Below are 14865 nucleotides of genomic sequence, written 5' to 3' on the forward strand. Positions count from 1 at the left end.
CGATGGTAGTGTGGTTCGCCCATGTGAGAGTAGGTCATCGTCAGCACCTTATTTAGCCCCCTCTGTCATTGATAGAGGGGGTTTTGGTTTTTAAAATCGTTGAATTTGTGTATAATAGCTGACTTAACTTTACTTATATTTATGTGAGTAACTTGCTTGTGCGTAGGGTGATATTAATGGGTGGGCAAAAGGCGTTCACGTTGATTGAGTTGATGGTGGTCGTGGTTGTGATTGGTGTGATTGGTATGATTGCTTATCCTAGTGTGATGCGGGTTTTGCGGGGGATGGAAGCAAATAATGTTACATCTGTCGTTACTGATGCATTAAAAGAAGCCCGCAGTCAAAGCCATATTACTAAGCAAAACATTGTTATGTGTCCTGCCGATGAGTCAAATCGTTGCCATAAGCAGTCGGGAGTAAAAATTATCGTGTTTAGGGATTTAGATGGTAATGCCCGTCTTGATGATGGTGAGTTGATTAAAGAGTATGGGCTTAATTTAAAACATGGCAGAATTGACATGAGAGTGTCAGCATCTAGGCATTATATTAAGTACTTTGGGGTCAGTGCTAGTCCACGTGGTCATTTTGGACATATTAAGTATTGTTCGGTGTCTGATGAGTTGTCCTATAGGATTGTCTTAACGCATACAGGGGTTGTTAGAAAGCATGTTGATGATGTGGGGTGTTAGGTTTGTCAAAGATGGTAAAACTGGCAATGGGGAAGTATCAAAGAAAGGGTGATGGGCAGATGAGAATATCGTTTTGGTTTTGCAAAAATCCCTATTTACAACTCACTAAAATCAGCATATAATCGTTCTCAATTTTCATTTTTTTTAAGGTAACAGGAGTTTTTTATGAGTAGTTCTATGAAAGATGTGTTTTATCATGCGTTGTTGGCAAGAGCTGGATATATGTTGGCAGAAAATAGAAAGTAAGGTTTTAAATTAGGTGAGGTTTCAAACTACCTTAAAGAAGACTCTCAGTTTGACATGACCTCCGCCATGGCATACTACCTAGTCAGCAAATTTGACTTTATTAAAGTGGTTGATGATGTGAGTGTCGAGATGGAGATGTCGAACACACCTATTTATCCCATCATACCAAAAATTAAGACAAAGGCAAATGGCTATAATGGTACTGGCTATCCAAGATATGTCAATACAGTTGGTTTTATGGAGAATCAATTAAGCTAAAAAGCAGGAAGAATGGAATGTTTTTTCTTTTTGTCTATTGAACCGATTCTTGATTCCCAAAGATTCAACCATGTTCAAAAAAACAGGGTAGCAATCACTACCCTGTTTTTTTATCAGCTCTTTTTGGCTTGAAACTCAATGGTCAGCACTCACCGCGCCGCATTCATCTAGTACCGCCAAAATTTCATCAGTTTTGGTTTTTAGGAGTGCTTTATCGCCTTTGGTTTCAATGTTTAGGCGAATGAGTGGCTCGGTGTTGGATGAGCGTAGATTAAACCGCCAGTTGCCAAAATCTAGGCTGAGTCCGTCTAGGGTGTTTTTGGCAGGATTTGATGAATGGTATTTTTGCTCTAACAGCTCGCTGATTTCGCTGGCGGTTTTTTGCCCTAAGCGAAAATTTAGCTCGCCTGAACTGGGGAAATCATTGATATGGCCGTTTACCAGCTCGGATAGAGTTTTGCCCGTTACCGACAGAAGCTCAATCACCAGTAGCCACACAATCATGCCACTATCACAATAGGCAAAATCACGGAAGTAATGATGAGCCGACATCTCCCCGCCATAAATTGCTCTCGTCTCACGCATGACTTGCTTGATGAACGAATGCCCCGATTTACTGATGGCAGGTGTACCGCCATTTTGGGCGATGACGTTCTCGGTGTTATAAATCACTCGGGGGTCATAGACGATGCTCTCGCCTTGATGTTTTTTCAAAAACACTTCGGCAAGCATGCCCACGATGTATGAGCCTTCAATAAATCTCCCTTTTTCATCAAACAAAAAGCAACGGTCAAAATCACCGTCAAAAGCCACACCAAAATCCGCCCCATGAGCGATGACCGCATCCGATGTCGCTTTTTGATTGGCGATAATCATGGGGTTGGGGATACCGTTGGGGAATGAGCCGTCTGGGGTGTGATGAACTTTGATAAGCTCAATGTTATCGCCAAGACGTTTTTGTAGTTCATCAACCACAGGCCCTGCCGAACCGTTGCCACTGTTTACCACGATTTTTTTGGGGGTGAATTTAGTGGTGTCGGTAAAGCTCATGAGCTTGTCAATATAGGCGGTTTTGTCGGTGTTTAGGGTAACCCTGCCTTTGTCCGCCACCACAAATTCGCCACGCTCGGCAATGGCACGAATGTCCGCCAAGCCTGTATCGCCACTGATGGGGCGAGAGTTTTCACGCACCATTTTTAAGCCATTGTAGTTGATGGGGTTGTGGCTTGCGGTAACTTCAATGCCACCGATGGCGTTGTAATGGCTTGTGGCAAAATACACTTCTTCGGTGCCAACCATGCCCAAATCAATCACGTCTATGCCTGCGTCCGTGATGCCGTCAATGGCGGATTGTTTTAGGCTCTCACTAGACGGGCGAATGTCCGAGCCGACCACGATGACAGGGTTTTCTTTGCCGTCATTAAGATATTGGGCGAACGCTCGTCCGATACGGTAGGCGATGGCGTTGTCGAGATTGACATCAAGCTCGCCACGCACGTCATAGGCTTTAAAGCAGGAGATGGTGATGGGGTTAAAAGCGGTCATAAATTATCCTAAATATAAACATGAAACAGCTTAATTTTATCATGATTTAGCCGTGGATATTGTGAAATTATTTAAATGCCAAAATAGAATAAGGCTTAACATTTTTTACCTATAAATTTTCATAAAAATTTGGTATGCTAACCGTGTAACATTTTAAACCGACAACCTTTAACAAGGGAAATTTTATGAACATTGCCAAAAACATCACCGACCTTATCGGCAACACGCCCTTAGTAGAATTGAACCGCCTAACAGAAGGCTTGCCTGCTCGTGTTGTGGCAAAGCTAGAGTATTTTAACCCCGCAAGCTCGGTCAAAGACCGCATTGCCCTATCCATGATAAATGAAGCCGAAAAAGACGGGCTTATCAATAACGACACCGTCATCGTGGAAGCGACATCGGGTAATACAGGCATTGGGCTTGCCATGGTGTGTGCGTCCAAGGGTTATAAACTTGTCATCACCATGCCCGAGAGCATGAGCTTAGAACGCCGTGCTCTGCTGCGTGCGTATGGGGCAGAGCTTGTATTAACCCCTGCATCAGAAGGTATGGGTGGGGCGATTGCCAAGGCGAACGAACTTGCCAGTCAAGACGGCTATTTTATGCCACGCCAATTTGACAACCTAGCCAACCCAAAAATCCACCGTGAAACCACCGCCTTAGAAATCTGGAGAGACACAGACGGACAAGTGGACATTGTGGTGGCAGGGATTGGCACGGGCGGTACGATTACGGGCGTGGGCGAAGTGTTAAAAGCCAAAAAAGACAGCGTACAAATCGTGGCGGTAGAGCCGTCTGATTCGCCTGTGTTTAGCGGTGGCGAAAAAGGAGCTCATAAGCTACAAGGGCTTGCCCCTGGTTTTGTGCCCAGCATTCTAAATACAGGCATTTATAACGAAGTCATCACGGTTGCCACCGAGTCCGCCTTTGCTACCGCTCGTCAAATGGCAGAAAAAGAAGGTCTGCTGGTGGGCATCAGTGCAGGGGCGGCAGTCTGGTCAGCCCTGCAAGTGGCAAGCCGTCCTGAGAATACCGGCAAGCTCATCGTGGTGGTGATTCCGTCATCGGGCGAGCGTTATTTGTCCACCGCCTTGTTTGAAGATTTGGCTCAGTAGTTTGCATAAAATAGGTGTGATAGACCCTGTTATCTAGTATAATGGGGTTTATTTTTGGATAATAATCATGACTCCAACCAATCAATTCTCTGACCTTTTGGCACTCATGGCACGCCTTCGCACCGATTGCCCGTGGGATAAAAAACAAACCAACGACAGCCTACAAAAATACGCCATCGAAGAAGTTTTTGAACTCATTGAAGCCATTGCCACCGATGACAAAAGCCCCCTTGCCACCGATGACATCAAAGGAGAGCTTGGTGATGTGCTTTTGCAAATTGTCTTTCATGCGCATCTGTATGCCGAGCAAGGGCGGTTTGACATGGCGGACGTGATTTATGCTTTGCAAGAAAAACTCATTCGCAGACATCCCCATGTGTTTGACAAAGAAAATCTAAAAACGGACGAAGACGTCAAACGCCGTTGGGATGAGATTAAAGAGATTGAAAACCAAGACCGCCCAAAACGCCTATTATCCGATGTCAAGGCAGGTACGGCTCTGATGACCGCCCAAAACTTACAAAAACAGGCGGGTAAGGTTGGTTTTGATTGGGATAATCTAGACGGTGTGTTGGAAAAGCTCCAAGAGGAGCTTGGCGAATTACAAGCAGAATTACCCACGCCTGATTTTAAGTATAAAACAGATAAATTGGATGAAACTCAAAAAGACAACATCACAAACGAGCTTGGCGATGTGCTGTTTGTACTAACCAACCTTGCTCGGCATTTGGACATTGATGCTGAAATGGCACTACAAAATACCAATACCAAATTTAAACGCCGATTTGCTTTTGTGGAAAAGTCGCTGATGGAGCAGGGCAAAACCTTTGAACAGAGCGATTTGGCAGAGATGGATAACTATTGGGATATGGCAAAAGCCCATGAAAATAGCACAAATGAAAAGCTGTAAATTAAAGCGTTGGGCGTTGGGGTTGGCATTGGCTTTATCATCTTATGCCCACGCCCACGCCCACCAATGCTACGCCGACCCCAAACAGGCGTATCAAGCCCTTATCGCCAAACAATCCGCCCAAAAAGTGATGAGCGAGCGGGTCAATATCAACACCGCCAGCATAGGCGAGCTTGCAACCTTAAATGGCGTGGGGGCAAAGACCGCTCAGGCGATTGTGGATTATCGTGAGGGATTTGGGCGATTTGAGCGTGTGGACGATTTGACAAAGGTTAAGGGCATTGGGGTCAAAACCTTGGAAAAAAACCGTCACAGACTCACGGTGCATTAGCTTTTTTGGCAAAAACAAGGTACAATGAAGCTTATGATGGGTGGTTATTAAAGGGTGTTTGATGGTCATTCTATCAAGCAAGTTTTTATTATGAAAAACAGTCCGACCGCTTATAACCAATAAACTTTAAAATCATTACAAACATAATGATTTGTAGATGTAGGGGCGTGCTGAGCACGCCTTGTACAGTAATACCATCAAAGGGTGTGATCAGCACACCCCTACAAACCCGTGGTAAATATCAAGTTGGTTGGGTGTAATTAGGTAAATATGCAAGATTTTACCTATCTTTTAATCTTTTAAATGCAAGTGGTGGGATAGCCATTTTCATGTAAAAACAATTTAAAAGTGTAAATTTTCATAAATTCAAATAAATGTTATCAAAATTTAACATGCCCTAGTAAATCAATGAGTGACACAAGTCATGGCAAAGACAAAAGCGGACGCAAAACTCGGGCAGTCCCATGCTAGCCCCAAAAAACCCAAGAAAACCAAAAAAGTCAAGCGGTCTAAACAGCCCAAGCACCGCCAAACAGACAAACCAATGGCAAAGCACGCCATTGACCAAACATCAAAAAAGCAGTCTAAACACCTTATGCAAAAAAAACCAACCAAACACAAAATCCCCAAATCATCAGCGACTGTGCTGTCGGCACAGAAATTGGGGCTTGACAAACGCACTTTGCCGCACAGTATCGTGGAAGTCATTAGCACGCTTAACAAAGCAGGTTTTGACGCCTATATCGTGGGCGGTGGCGTGCGTGATAGCCTTTTGGGGCTTATTCCTAAGGATTTTGATGCTGTAACCAACGCTCGCCCCCATGAGATTAAGGCGATTTTTGGTGGGCGTTGCCGCATCATTGGCAAGCGATTTCAGCTCGCTCACGTCTATTCGGGGCGTGAACTCATTGAAGTGGCGACCTTTCGGGCTCCGCCTAAGGACGACACTCACACCACCGATGACGGCATGATTACCCGTGATAATGTGTGGGGGACGATAGAGCAGGATTTTGCCCGTCGTGATTTTTCCATTAACGCCTTGTATTATCAGCCGATTAAGGGTGAAGTGCTCGATTTTTGTGGGGCGGTTGATGACATCAAAAATGGCACATTACGCCTACTTGGTGATGCCAAAGTGCGTGTGGAAGAAGACCCTGTTCGCCTGCTTCGTGCGTTGCGATTTAAAGCAAAACTGGGTTTTGAATTTGACAAAGCCCTAGCCAAACAGTTTAATGACACAAGCTGGACGCTTTTGGAGCAGGTCTCGGCTCATCGGCTTTATGATGAGACCCAAAAGATGTTCACGGGCGGTTATCTGGCTCCGCTGTTGCCCCTGCTGTATCAATACGGGGCGATGAGCAGTTTGATGACCTACGCTCAGCCCAAGCCCACCCGCCTTGCCCTGCAAGTTGCCAAAAACACCGATGAGCGGATTGCGTCAGGCAAAACAGCAAACCCTGCGTTTTTTTATGCGGTACTGTTGTGGGAGAATTATTTGCATGCTTTGGCAAAGTTTAAGAAAAAGGGCCTGCCCTTTCACGAAGCCCAAATAAAAGCGTCTCGCAAGGTGTTTGATGCTCAGCGTATCAAGACCGCCATTCCTAAATTTGCCGAAGATTTTATCAGTGATATTTGGTTCATGCAACCCAAGCTCGTCAGCCCCAAACCCAAAGACGTGGGCAGGCTAAGCTCGCAGGGTAAATTTCGGGCGGGGCTTGATTTTCTTATCATGCGTGAAAGACATGATGACAGTCCGCTGTCTGAGCCGACCAATGGCATGGGGGTGTGGTGGCAACGTTATTTGGCGGTCGATGCGACCAGTCAAAGCCAAATGCTAAGTGCATTGGGGGGTGGTGTGACTCGCACTCGCAGACGACGTGGGGCAGATACAGGCATTGATATTGACAAAGATGCCGAACTTCTACAACTACAACAGCTCTCAGGGCGTGATGATGACAAGGCGGATGATGTGCCACAACCGCTACTGGTGGTGGATAATGCCAACACACCCAAGAGTACTCGCCCCACACCAAGAGTACGGCAGGTGGATGTGCCGACCTTTGAGCGTCGCACGTACAGCGAGAGTGATTTTGCCAAACTGCTGGACAATGACGAGCCCTATATTCCATCGGTGCGTTATCGCAAACGTCAGCCGTCATCAACACTCTCTATCAAAGAGCGTGAGCAGGGGCTGACTGAGAGTGACTTACGGCCATCTGTGCCAAGCTCTGCCAAGCCCAAAACGCAGGCGAGTAAATGCCAAACAACAGGACGACAGCGGACAAGACAAAAAGCGAAGCCACAAGAAACCGCCCAAGATACGGACACGCCAAAACCCAAAAAACGCAAAAAATCCAATGCCAAACCACGAGCCAAACACGATGACTGATAAGGTACAAATCTATCTGGGACTGGGGGGTAATATCGCCAACGAGCTTGGCGACCCGACCAGCCACATTTTGGCGGTGCGTGATACGCTTGATGCTGATGAGCGGTTTTGTGATGTGGTGCTGTCGTCTTTATATGTATCCAAGCCGTTTGGCGTTACCGACCAGCCTGATTTTGTCAATGCGGTGTTGTCCGCCAAGACAAGCCTTGATGCCATGAGTCTACTTGATTTTTGTCAAGACTTAGAGCAGGGGGCAGGGCGTGTGCGGTTACGGCGGTGGGGCGAGCGGTCGCTTGATGTGGATATTTTGCTCTATGGCGATGAAGTTATCCATAATGATAGATTGACCGTGCCACACAGTGGGATTTTTGAGCGAAGTTTTGTGCTGGTGCCACTTTTGGAGTTAAATGATAAATTGATGATAAATGGGCAGGCTGTCTGTGATTTGGCATTGGCACATGACATGAATGGGCTTAGAAAGTTGGATTAACTTGGTAAAAAGGAGCAATCATGCAAGCAAGATTTATCAATCCATTTACCGATTATGGTTTTAAAAAATTGTTTGGCGAAGAAGCTAGTAAACCCTTTTTGATAGATTTTTTAAATGCCATGCTCCCCGCTCATCATCAAATTAAGGACTTAACCTTAAAAAACAGCGAGCAAATGGGCATTAGCGATTTTGACCGCAAAGCCATTTATGATATTTATTGCCAAAGTCATACAGGCGAGCGGTTTATTGTGGAATTGCAACGAGCCAAACAAACTTTTTTTAAAGACCGCACATTATATTACGCCACTTTTCCGATTAACGAACAAGCCCAAAAAGGTGAATGGAATTATCAATTAAAGGCGGTGTATTGTATTAGTATTTTGGATTTTTTATTTGATGAGCATAAAGATGACCCAGAAGTGATTTATACGGTGCAATTAAAAGACCAAAATAATCAAATTTTTTATGATAAATTAACGCTGATTTATTTGCAATTACCCAATTTTTGTAAAAAAGAACATGAATTGGTAACACCGCTTGATAAATGGCTATTTTTTATTAAAAATTTGGAAGATTTGCAATACATTCCTGCCATTTTTAAAGATAGCATTATTGAACAAGCCTTTGAAAAAGCCAATCTTGCCACATTTAATCGCCAAGAGATTGATAAATACGAGCGAAGTTTAAAGGTATATCGTGATTTGCATAATTCATTAGAAACCGCCATAAAAGACGGCTTTTATCAAGGCATGGAACACGGCTTGCAAACGGGGTTAAAAGAAGGCTTGCAAAAAGGTATGCAACAAGGCATTGAGCAGGGCAAATACGAGCAAAAAATCGCCACTGCCAAAACATTAAAAGGGCTCCATATCAGCCCAAAAGACATTGCATTGGCGACAGGCTTGGATATTGATGAGATTAACGCACTTTAAGGATAATATATGAACCAAGACAGCCACTATTTACAAAAACCCTTTATTACCGTTGGGGCGGTATTTGAAGATAATATCGGCATTAATGATATTATCAATAATACCAATAATACCGAGCTTGATTATAAAGGATTTTGCTATACATTTAAGGCGGAAATTGACAGCGATTTTAAGGCGGGCGATTATGCGGTGGTTCATGCCCGAAATGAATTAAAAATTGTCAGAACTGTCCAAATTCACGATGCCCCAAAAATTGACATGAATGCCAATTTTGAATACAAATGGGTGGTGCAAAAAAATTGATTTTGGGACATTTAAAGAGTGTCATCAAGAACAAAAACGCATTGAAACGTTGTTAAATGCGTTGCAAATTGCCGAGCGTAAAGAAGCCTTGCTTGATAGATTAAATAAAATGTCGCAAAAGATGAAACATTTGGCGAATTATGAAAGCAAACATTAAATACGCAAGCCTTGATTGAAAAGAACGACTGTATGACCTACCTAACCCACACCGCCCCCATAACCCTATCCACGCTTGCCAAATACAAAAAACAAGGCGAAAAATTCTCTTGCCTGACCTGCTATGATGCCAGTTTTGCTTATCTTATGGCACAGGCGGGCATTGACGTGATTTTGGTGGGCGACAGTTTGGGTATGGTGGTGCAGGGGCAGGCGTCCACGCTACCCGTTACCGTTGCTGACATGGTGTATCACACTGCCAATGTTGCCCGAGCTAACCGCCACGCCTTGATTATGACCGATTTGCCCTTTATGAGCTATGCCACGTTGCCTGATGCGATTGCAAGTAGCCGTGCGGTCATGCAAGCAGGGGCGAACATGGTTAAGATTGAAGGTGGTAGCGAGCTTGCCGACACGGTCAAGGTCTTGACGGATAATGGCGTGCCTGTGTGCGTGCATTTGGGATTAACGCCCCAATCGGTCAATGTGCTTGGCGGTTATAAGGTGCAGGGCAAAACGGACACACAAGCCGACAAATTATTAAAAGATTGTGAAGTTTTGGTAAACGCAGGGGCGGGCATGATTGTGCTAGAATGCGTGCCTGCCAAACTTGCCAAAGCCGTTACCGAGCGGTTTGCTGTGCCTGTCATCGGCATTGGGGCGGGCGTGGACACGGACGGGCAAGTGTTGGTTATGCATGACATGCTTGGCGTTTATACCCAAAAGGTAGCCAAATTTGTCAAAGACTTTTTAAAAGATGACGGCAACGAGACAGGCGATATTTTGGGGGCGTTTGTTAATTTTCATCAAGCGGTTAAAAATAAAACTTTTCCGAGTGTGGAACATACTTTTCACTAATCAATGGCAAAAATTATGAAAATCTTTCATCATATCAACGACTTACAAACCGCCCTAAACAAGCACCGCCAAGACGGCAAAACCATTGGTTTTGTGCCAACCATGGGGAATTTGCATGACGGGCATTTATCGCTTGTCAATATCGCCAAAGCCCATGCCGATATTGTCGTGGTGAGTATTTTTGTCAATCCCACGCAGTTTGGGGTAGACGAAGATTTTGACAGCTATCCCCGCACGCTGGACGCTGATTGCGAAAAATTGCAAAGTGTACAAGCGGACATGGTATTCGCCCCGAGTATTGATGAGATGTATCCGACTTATCCGCCCCATGTGCAGGTGCTCTCTGGCGAGATTAGCAAGATGCTATGTGGCAAAACTCGCCCCATGCATTTTGACGGTGTGGGTTTGGTGGTGGGCAAATTGTTTAACATTGTCCGCCCTGATGTGGCGGTGTTTGGCAAAAAAGATTATCAGCAATTAGCGATTATCCGTAGGCTCAATGACGAGCTAAATTTTGGTATAAAAATCATCGGTGGCGAGATTGTCCGTAATAAAGACGGTTTGGCATTGTCATCACGAAATGGTTATTTAAATGATGATGAATTAACTACCGCCCCCATTATCCAAAAAACCTTGCAAAAGATTAAAGCCGATATGATAAAGTCGGATATAAATCAATATCCAACCATTGTCCAAAAATACCACGATGAATTAACCAACATGGGATTAAACGTGGATTATTTGGAGCTTTATAATGATAAATTAGAACCCGTTAAAGATACTGATAAAAAATTGGTGGTATTAACAGCGGTATATGTTGGTAAGGCACGGCTTTTGGATAATATAGAAATTGATTTATCGGATTTCCTGTAAAACTGGTTTTCCGTTCGCCCTGAGCTAAGTCGAAGGGTGAAAGAAAACCTTTTCATGGTTCGACAAGCTCACCACGAACGGTTTTCTTTAAATGCGGAGTTTTTAAGAAATCTGTTTAAATTATTATAAGGAAAATAAATGTCAAACACCCAAATCATCATCGTATCAGGACGGTCAGGCTCTGGCAAAACGTCTGTTCTAAATATTTTAGAAGATTTTGGTTTTTATGTCATTGACAATCTGCCCTTGTCGCTTGTGGGGCAGGCGGTGGATGATTTGATTGGCAATGATGTCAAAAAAGTGGCGTTGGGCATTGATGTCAGAACGCCAAAAGCCGACCTATCCGCCTTTGAAAGCGTATATCAGAGCTTGACCGACAAATACCATGAAGCGGTCAAAATCCTATACGTTACCGCCCAAGAGAGTGTACTGGTGGCACGTTTTGGGGCGACACGGCGAGTTCACCCACTCATGCCAATCGCCAATAACTTGCCCAACGCCCTAGCCCAAGAGATTGAACTGTTAAAGCCGATTGCAACCAATGCCGATATTAAGATTGACACCAGCACGCTCAATATTCACGAACTCAAAGAAAAAGTCCGCCAACATATCGGTGTGGATAATGTGGTGTCGGTCAATGTGTTGTCCTTTGGGTTTAAACATGGCACGCCCATTGACGCTGATTTTGTTTTTGATGTGCGGATATTGCCCAATCCGCATTGGCAAGAAAATTTGCGTCCGCAAACAGGGCTTGATGATGACGTAAAAGCCTTTTTTGGCAATTATCCAGAAGTGGATACTATGGCGGACGATATTGGTAAGTTTTTGATAAAATGGCTCCCTAATTTTTTAAATAATAACCGTTATTCAGTAATGGTCGCCATTGGCTGTACAGGAGGTAAACACCGCTCTGTATATATTACCAAAAAGGTGGGCGAGTTATTAAAAAATCATTTGCCTGATAATATGCCTATTATTATTAAACACCGTGAAAAACGCTATTGGTAATGTTAAAAATAACGTATGAATTGGCGAATAAATTGAATTGATTTATATTAAAAATTTGTATATTTTAGATAAAAAATATTTTAAAATTTGCAAATGTAGGGGAAATTTATTCGCCCTGTTATCAAAAAATGGTAATTTATCCCAACTTTTTACAAAACATATTTTAATATTAAATTTAAAAAGAGAAATCTATGAATATCGACTGGTCAAAACAAGACATGAGAGTGTCTCGCACCGAAATCAAAAAAGCCCACGAACGTCTACAAGAATTGTCCGAACCGCTTGCCAAACTCTCCAAAAAACAGCTTGCCAATTTGCCAGTGAGTGAGTATTTTTTGGACGAATTAAAGCATTTGACCGAGATTGACAGTCATGCCGCCAAAAACCGCCAAATCAAACGGGTGGGTAAACTCATTATTGAAGAAGACCGCCATGTTTTGACGGGGGCGTTGTTTGAGATTGTGTTTACACCCGAGCAATGCATCAAGATTGAGACGTGGTTTAACCGTTTAAATTTAAATGATGAAAGTACAATAAAGCAGTTTGTAAGGCAATTTAAAAAGGCAGAATACAACAGCATTTATCAGCTACTGCTTTGGATAGAATACGCCAAGCACTTGGGCGATGATGAACTTTTGGCGGAGAGCGTGGCGGATTTTGAAAGTTATGTCAAAGAAGTGGCGATTTTGTCGGTTTAGTTTTGGTATAATAGCACCTTTATCATTTGACCTGTAGGAATATCCATGACCAACATCACCTCCGACCGTATCCTAATCCTAGATTTTGGTTCGCAATACAGCCAGCTCATCGCTCGCCGTGTGCGTGAAGCAGGCGTGTACAGCGAGATGCACCCCTTTGACATGAGCGATGACGACATCAAAACCTTTAACCCCAAGGGTATTATCCTATCAGGCGGCCCTGAAAGCGTGTACGAAGCAGGCTCGCCACGAGCCCCCCAAATCGTCTTTGAGCTTGGCGTGCCTGTGCTTGGTATTTGTTACGGCTTTCAAACCATGTCCGCCCAGCTTGGTGGTTCGGTGGTGGCAGGGGCGGTCAAGGAGTTTGGCTACGCCCAAATTGACGTGGCGGTGGACGACAAACTACTAAACGGCTTAAAAGACGACAACGCCCAAATCCAAGTGTGGATGAGCCATGGCGACAAAGTGGCAAGCCTGCCAGACGGCTTTACCGTAACATCAAGCACGCCAAGCTGTGCCTTTGCGTCCGCCAGCGATGAAAGCCGTCAGCTCTATGGTGTGCAGTTTCATCCAGAAGTAACCCACACCGCTAAAGGCGTGGAAGTGATTAGCAACTTCGTGCATGGTATTTGTGGTTGTGGCAATCTGTGGAACCCCCAGAACATCATTGAAATGCGTGTGGCACAGTTAAAAGAGCAAATTGGCGATGAGAAAGTGTTACTTGGCTTATCAGGCGGTGTGGACAGCTCGGTGGTGGCGGCACTACTTCACAAAGCCATTGGCGACCAATTGACCTGCGTGTTTGTGGATAATGGGCTACTTCGCCTAAACGAAGGCGACCAAGTCATGAGAATGTTTGCCGATAACATGGGCATTCGGGTGATTCGGGCAGACGCTGAGAATCGCTTTTTGGACGCACTCGCTGGAGCGACTGACCCAGAGGTTAAACGCAAAATCATCGGACGAGAGTTTATTGAAGTATTCTCCGAAGAAGCTCGCAAATTGGACGGCGTGAAGTTTTTGGCACAAGGCACGATTTACCCTGATGTCATCGAGTCTGCCAAAACCAAAAACGGCAAGGCTCACGTCATCAAATCGCACCACAATGTCGGCGGTCTGCCTGATGATTTGCACTTTGAACTCGTTGAGCCACTGCGTGATTTGTTCAAAGATGAAGTGCGTAAACTTGGCACAACGCTTGGCTTGCCCCACGAGATGATTTACAGACACCCTTTCCCCGGCCCGGGTCTTGGCGTGCGGATTTTGGGCGAGATTAAAAAGGAATATGCCGATATTTTGCGAGTGGCGGACGATATTTTTATGCAGGAGCTTCGTGCGTCTGGCTGGTATGACAAGACCGCCCAAGCCTTTGCTGTGTTTTGCCCTGTCAAATCGGTGGGCGTGGTGGGGGACGCACGCCGTTATGCGTGGGTGATTTCTCTGCGTGCGGTGGAGACGGTGGACTTTATGACCGCTCGTTTTGCTCATTTGCCCTATGAGCTTGTGGATAAAATCTCAACGCGTATCATGAATGAGATTGCCGATGTCTCTCGTGTTGTCTATGATGTCAGTAGCAAACCGCCTGCCACGATTGAGTGGGAATAAACTGATAAAACCGTCAAGAAATTGGCGGTTTTTTAACCATCAAAAAAGGGCATATTCTGAACCGACCCCCAGATCTTAAACACAAGATTAAAGGTTAAGTGGTTTGACTAAGGACTAAGTTTCTGTACTGTTCTTTGAACTTCACAGGACTTAGTCCTTTTAGTTTGCTCTTTATTCTATCATAATTGTAGTAGTGTATATACTCATCAATTACTTTTTTAAGCTCATTAAGGCTTGCAAACTTGGTTTGTTCATAAAAGATTTCTTCTTTAAGTGTTCCAAAGAAGTTCTCAATGACAGCATTATCAAGACAGTTGCCTTTTCTTGACATACTTTGGGTGATGCCATGGTTCTTTAAAGTTTGTTGATAATGAAACATCTGATAATGCCAACCCCTATCAGAGTGAACAATGGGTTTATCTTCTGTCTTTTCTTGACTTAGCTTGTTTAAAGCATCAT

At 44.4% G+C, this 14865-nt stretch carries 16 protein-coding genes; 14 read left to right on the plus strand and 2 right to left on the minus strand.

From position 1 onward, the window contains the following. Window positions 1–176: 176 nt before the first annotated feature. Entirely contained in the window at window positions 177–689 is a 513-nt protein-coding gene (locus K941_RS15580) for a GspH/FimT family protein (RefSeq protein WP_051225956.1), read from the plus strand. 312 nt (window positions 690–1001) lie between these two features. After that, window positions 1002–1193: a hypothetical protein gene (locus K941_RS0110655; RefSeq protein WP_147287537.1), complete on the plus strand. Its 192-nt coding sequence runs from the start codon at window positions 1002–1004 to the stop codon at window positions 1191–1193. A gap of 135 nt (window positions 1194–1328) precedes the next feature. Here K941_RS0110655 and K941_RS0110660 read toward each other — a convergent pair whose 3' ends face one another. Continuing rightward, window positions 1329–2738 carry a phosphohexomutase domain-containing protein gene (locus K941_RS0110660; protein WP_029103608.1) on the minus strand — a complete coding sequence of 470 codons (1410 nt, stop codon included), beginning with the start codon at window positions 2736–2738 and terminating at the stop codon, window positions 1329–1331. A 185-nt stretch (window positions 2739–2923) separates the two neighbouring features. On the opposite strand from K941_RS0110660, the gene cysK reads away from it, so the two are divergent. The 12 genes from cysK to guaA all read left to right on the plus strand — a co-directional run bounded on the left by cysK (window position 2924) and on the right by guaA (window position 14406). Next, window positions 2924–3853, plus strand: a complete 930-nt coding sequence (gene cysK, locus K941_RS0110665; protein ID WP_029103609.1) for a cysteine synthase A — start codon at window positions 2924–2926, stop codon at window positions 3851–3853. 67 nt (window positions 3854–3920) lie between these two features. Further along, window positions 3921–4763 carry a nucleoside triphosphate pyrophosphohydrolase gene (mazG, locus tag K941_RS0110670; protein WP_029103610.1) on the plus strand — a complete coding sequence of 281 codons (843 nt, stop codon included), beginning with the start codon at window positions 3921–3923 and terminating at the stop codon, window positions 4761–4763. Further along, the gene (locus tag K941_RS0110675; protein ID WP_228130403.1) at window positions 4735–5094 is read left to right on the plus strand and encodes a ComEA family DNA-binding protein; all 360 of its coding nucleotides are present in this window, start codon (window positions 4735–4737) and stop codon (window positions 5092–5094) included. Before mazG ends, K941_RS0110675 begins: the two co-directional genes overlap by 29 nt. Window positions 5095–5689: 595 nt before the next feature. Beyond that, window positions 5690–7483 carry a polynucleotide adenylyltransferase PcnB gene (gene pcnB, locus K941_RS0110680; protein WP_029103612.1) on the plus strand — a complete coding sequence of 598 codons (1794 nt, stop codon included), beginning with the start codon at window positions 5690–5692 and terminating at the stop codon, window positions 7481–7483. Next, window positions 7452–7973, plus strand: a complete 522-nt coding sequence (folK, locus tag K941_RS0110685; protein WP_084137744.1) for a 2-amino-4-hydroxy-6-hydroxymethyldihydropteridine diphosphokinase — start codon at window positions 7452–7454, stop codon at window positions 7971–7973. The genes pcnB and folK overlap by 32 nt, the downstream gene beginning before the upstream one ends. 17 nt (window positions 7974–7990) lie before the next feature. Further along, window positions 7991–8905 carry an Rpn family recombination-promoting nuclease/putative transposase gene (locus K941_RS0110690; protein ID WP_456319714.1) on the plus strand — a complete coding sequence of 305 codons (915 nt, stop codon included), beginning with the start codon at window positions 7991–7993 and terminating at the stop codon, window positions 8903–8905. 9 nt (window positions 8906–8914) lie between these two features. After that, window positions 8915–9208 (plus strand): hypothetical protein, encoded by a 294-nt coding sequence (locus K941_RS0110695; protein ID WP_029103615.1) that lies wholly within the window; start codon window positions 8915–8917, stop codon window positions 9206–9208. Between the two features lie 189 nt (window positions 9209–9397). Beyond that, on the plus strand, window positions 9398–10222 hold the full coding sequence (gene panB / locus K941_RS0110705; protein ID WP_029103617.1) for a 3-methyl-2-oxobutanoate hydroxymethyltransferase: 825 nt from the start codon (window positions 9398–9400) through the stop codon (window positions 10220–10222). Between the two features lie 15 nt (window positions 10223–10237). Next, on the plus strand, window positions 10238–11095 hold the full coding sequence (gene panC / locus K941_RS0110710; protein ID WP_029103618.1) for a pantoate--beta-alanine ligase: 858 nt from the start codon (window positions 10238–10240) through the stop codon (window positions 11093–11095). Window positions 11096–11233: 138 nt separating this feature from the next. Continuing rightward, a complete protein-coding gene (rapZ, locus tag K941_RS0110715; protein WP_029103619.1) occupies window positions 11234–12103 on the plus strand; it encodes an RNase adapter RapZ in 870 nt (289 codons plus the stop codon). 191 nt (window positions 12104–12294) lie between these two features. After that, the gene (yjgA, locus tag K941_RS0110720; RefSeq protein ID WP_029103620.1) at window positions 12295–12801 is read left to right on the plus strand and encodes a ribosome biogenesis factor YjgA; all 507 of its coding nucleotides are present in this window, start codon (window positions 12295–12297) and stop codon (window positions 12799–12801) included. A 45-nt stretch (window positions 12802–12846) separates the two neighbouring features. After that, a complete protein-coding gene (guaA, locus tag K941_RS0110725) occupies window positions 12847–14406 on the plus strand; it encodes a glutamine-hydrolyzing GMP synthase (RefSeq protein ID WP_029103621.1) in 1560 nt (519 codons plus the stop codon). Window positions 14407–14500: 94 nt separating this feature from the next. Here guaA and K941_RS0110730 read toward each other — a convergent pair. Next, the coding region (locus K941_RS0110730; RefSeq protein ID WP_029103622.1) for an IS3 family transposase at window positions 14501–14865 on the minus strand (365 nt) is incomplete at its 5' end.

The sequence above is a fragment of the Moraxella caprae DSM 19149 genome, from assembly GCF_000426885.1.
GTDB classification, from domain to species: Bacteria; Pseudomonadota; Gammaproteobacteria; order Pseudomonadales; family Moraxellaceae; genus Moraxella; species Moraxella caprae.

What these genes read in the sequence shown, in the direction of transcription:
- panC (WP_029103618.1), top strand. Translation starts at nt 10,238, where the DNA reads ATGAAAATCTTTCATCATATCAACGACTTACAAACCGCCCTAAACAAG.
- K941_RS15580 (WP_051225956.1), top strand. Translation starts at nt 177, where the DNA reads ATGGGTGGGCAAAAGGCGTTCACGTTGATTGAGTTGATGGTGGTCGTG.
- folK (WP_084137744.1), top strand. Translation starts at nt 7,452, where the DNA reads ATGCCAAACCACGAGCCAAACACGATGACTGATAAGGTACAAATCTAT.
- mazG (WP_029103610.1), top strand. Translation starts at nt 3,921, where the DNA reads ATGACTCCAACCAATCAATTCTCTGACCTTTTGGCACTCATGGCACGC.
- K941_RS0110695 (WP_029103615.1), top strand. Translation starts at nt 8,915, where the DNA reads ATGAACCAAGACAGCCACTATTTACAAAAACCCTTTATTACCGTTGGG.
- yjgA (WP_029103620.1), top strand. Translation starts at nt 12,295, where the DNA reads ATGAATATCGACTGGTCAAAACAAGACATGAGAGTGTCTCGCACCGAA.
- panB (WP_029103617.1), top strand. Translation starts at nt 9,398, where the DNA reads ATGACCTACCTAACCCACACCGCCCCCATAACCCTATCCACGCTTGCC.
- K941_RS0110675 (WP_228130403.1), top strand. Translation starts at nt 4,735, where the DNA reads ATGAAAATAGCACAAATGAAAAGCTGTAAATTAAAGCGTTGGGCGTTG.
- rapZ (WP_029103619.1), top strand. Translation starts at nt 11,234, where the DNA reads ATGTCAAACACCCAAATCATCATCGTATCAGGACGGTCAGGCTCTGGC.
- guaA (WP_029103621.1), top strand. Translation starts at nt 12,847, where the DNA reads ATGACCAACATCACCTCCGACCGTATCCTAATCCTAGATTTTGGTTCG.
- K941_RS0110660 (WP_029103608.1), bottom strand. Translation starts at nt 2,738, where the DNA reads ATGACCGCTTTTAACCCCATCACCATCTCCTGCTTTAAAGCCTATGAC.
- pcnB (WP_029103612.1), top strand. Translation starts at nt 5,690, where the DNA reads ATGCAAAAAAAACCAACCAAACACAAAATCCCCAAATCATCAGCGACT.
- cysK (WP_029103609.1), top strand. Translation starts at nt 2,924, where the DNA reads ATGAACATTGCCAAAAACATCACCGACCTTATCGGCAACACGCCCTTA.
- K941_RS0110655 (WP_147287537.1), top strand. Translation starts at nt 1,002, where the DNA reads ATGGCATACTACCTAGTCAGCAAATTTGACTTTATTAAAGTGGTTGAT.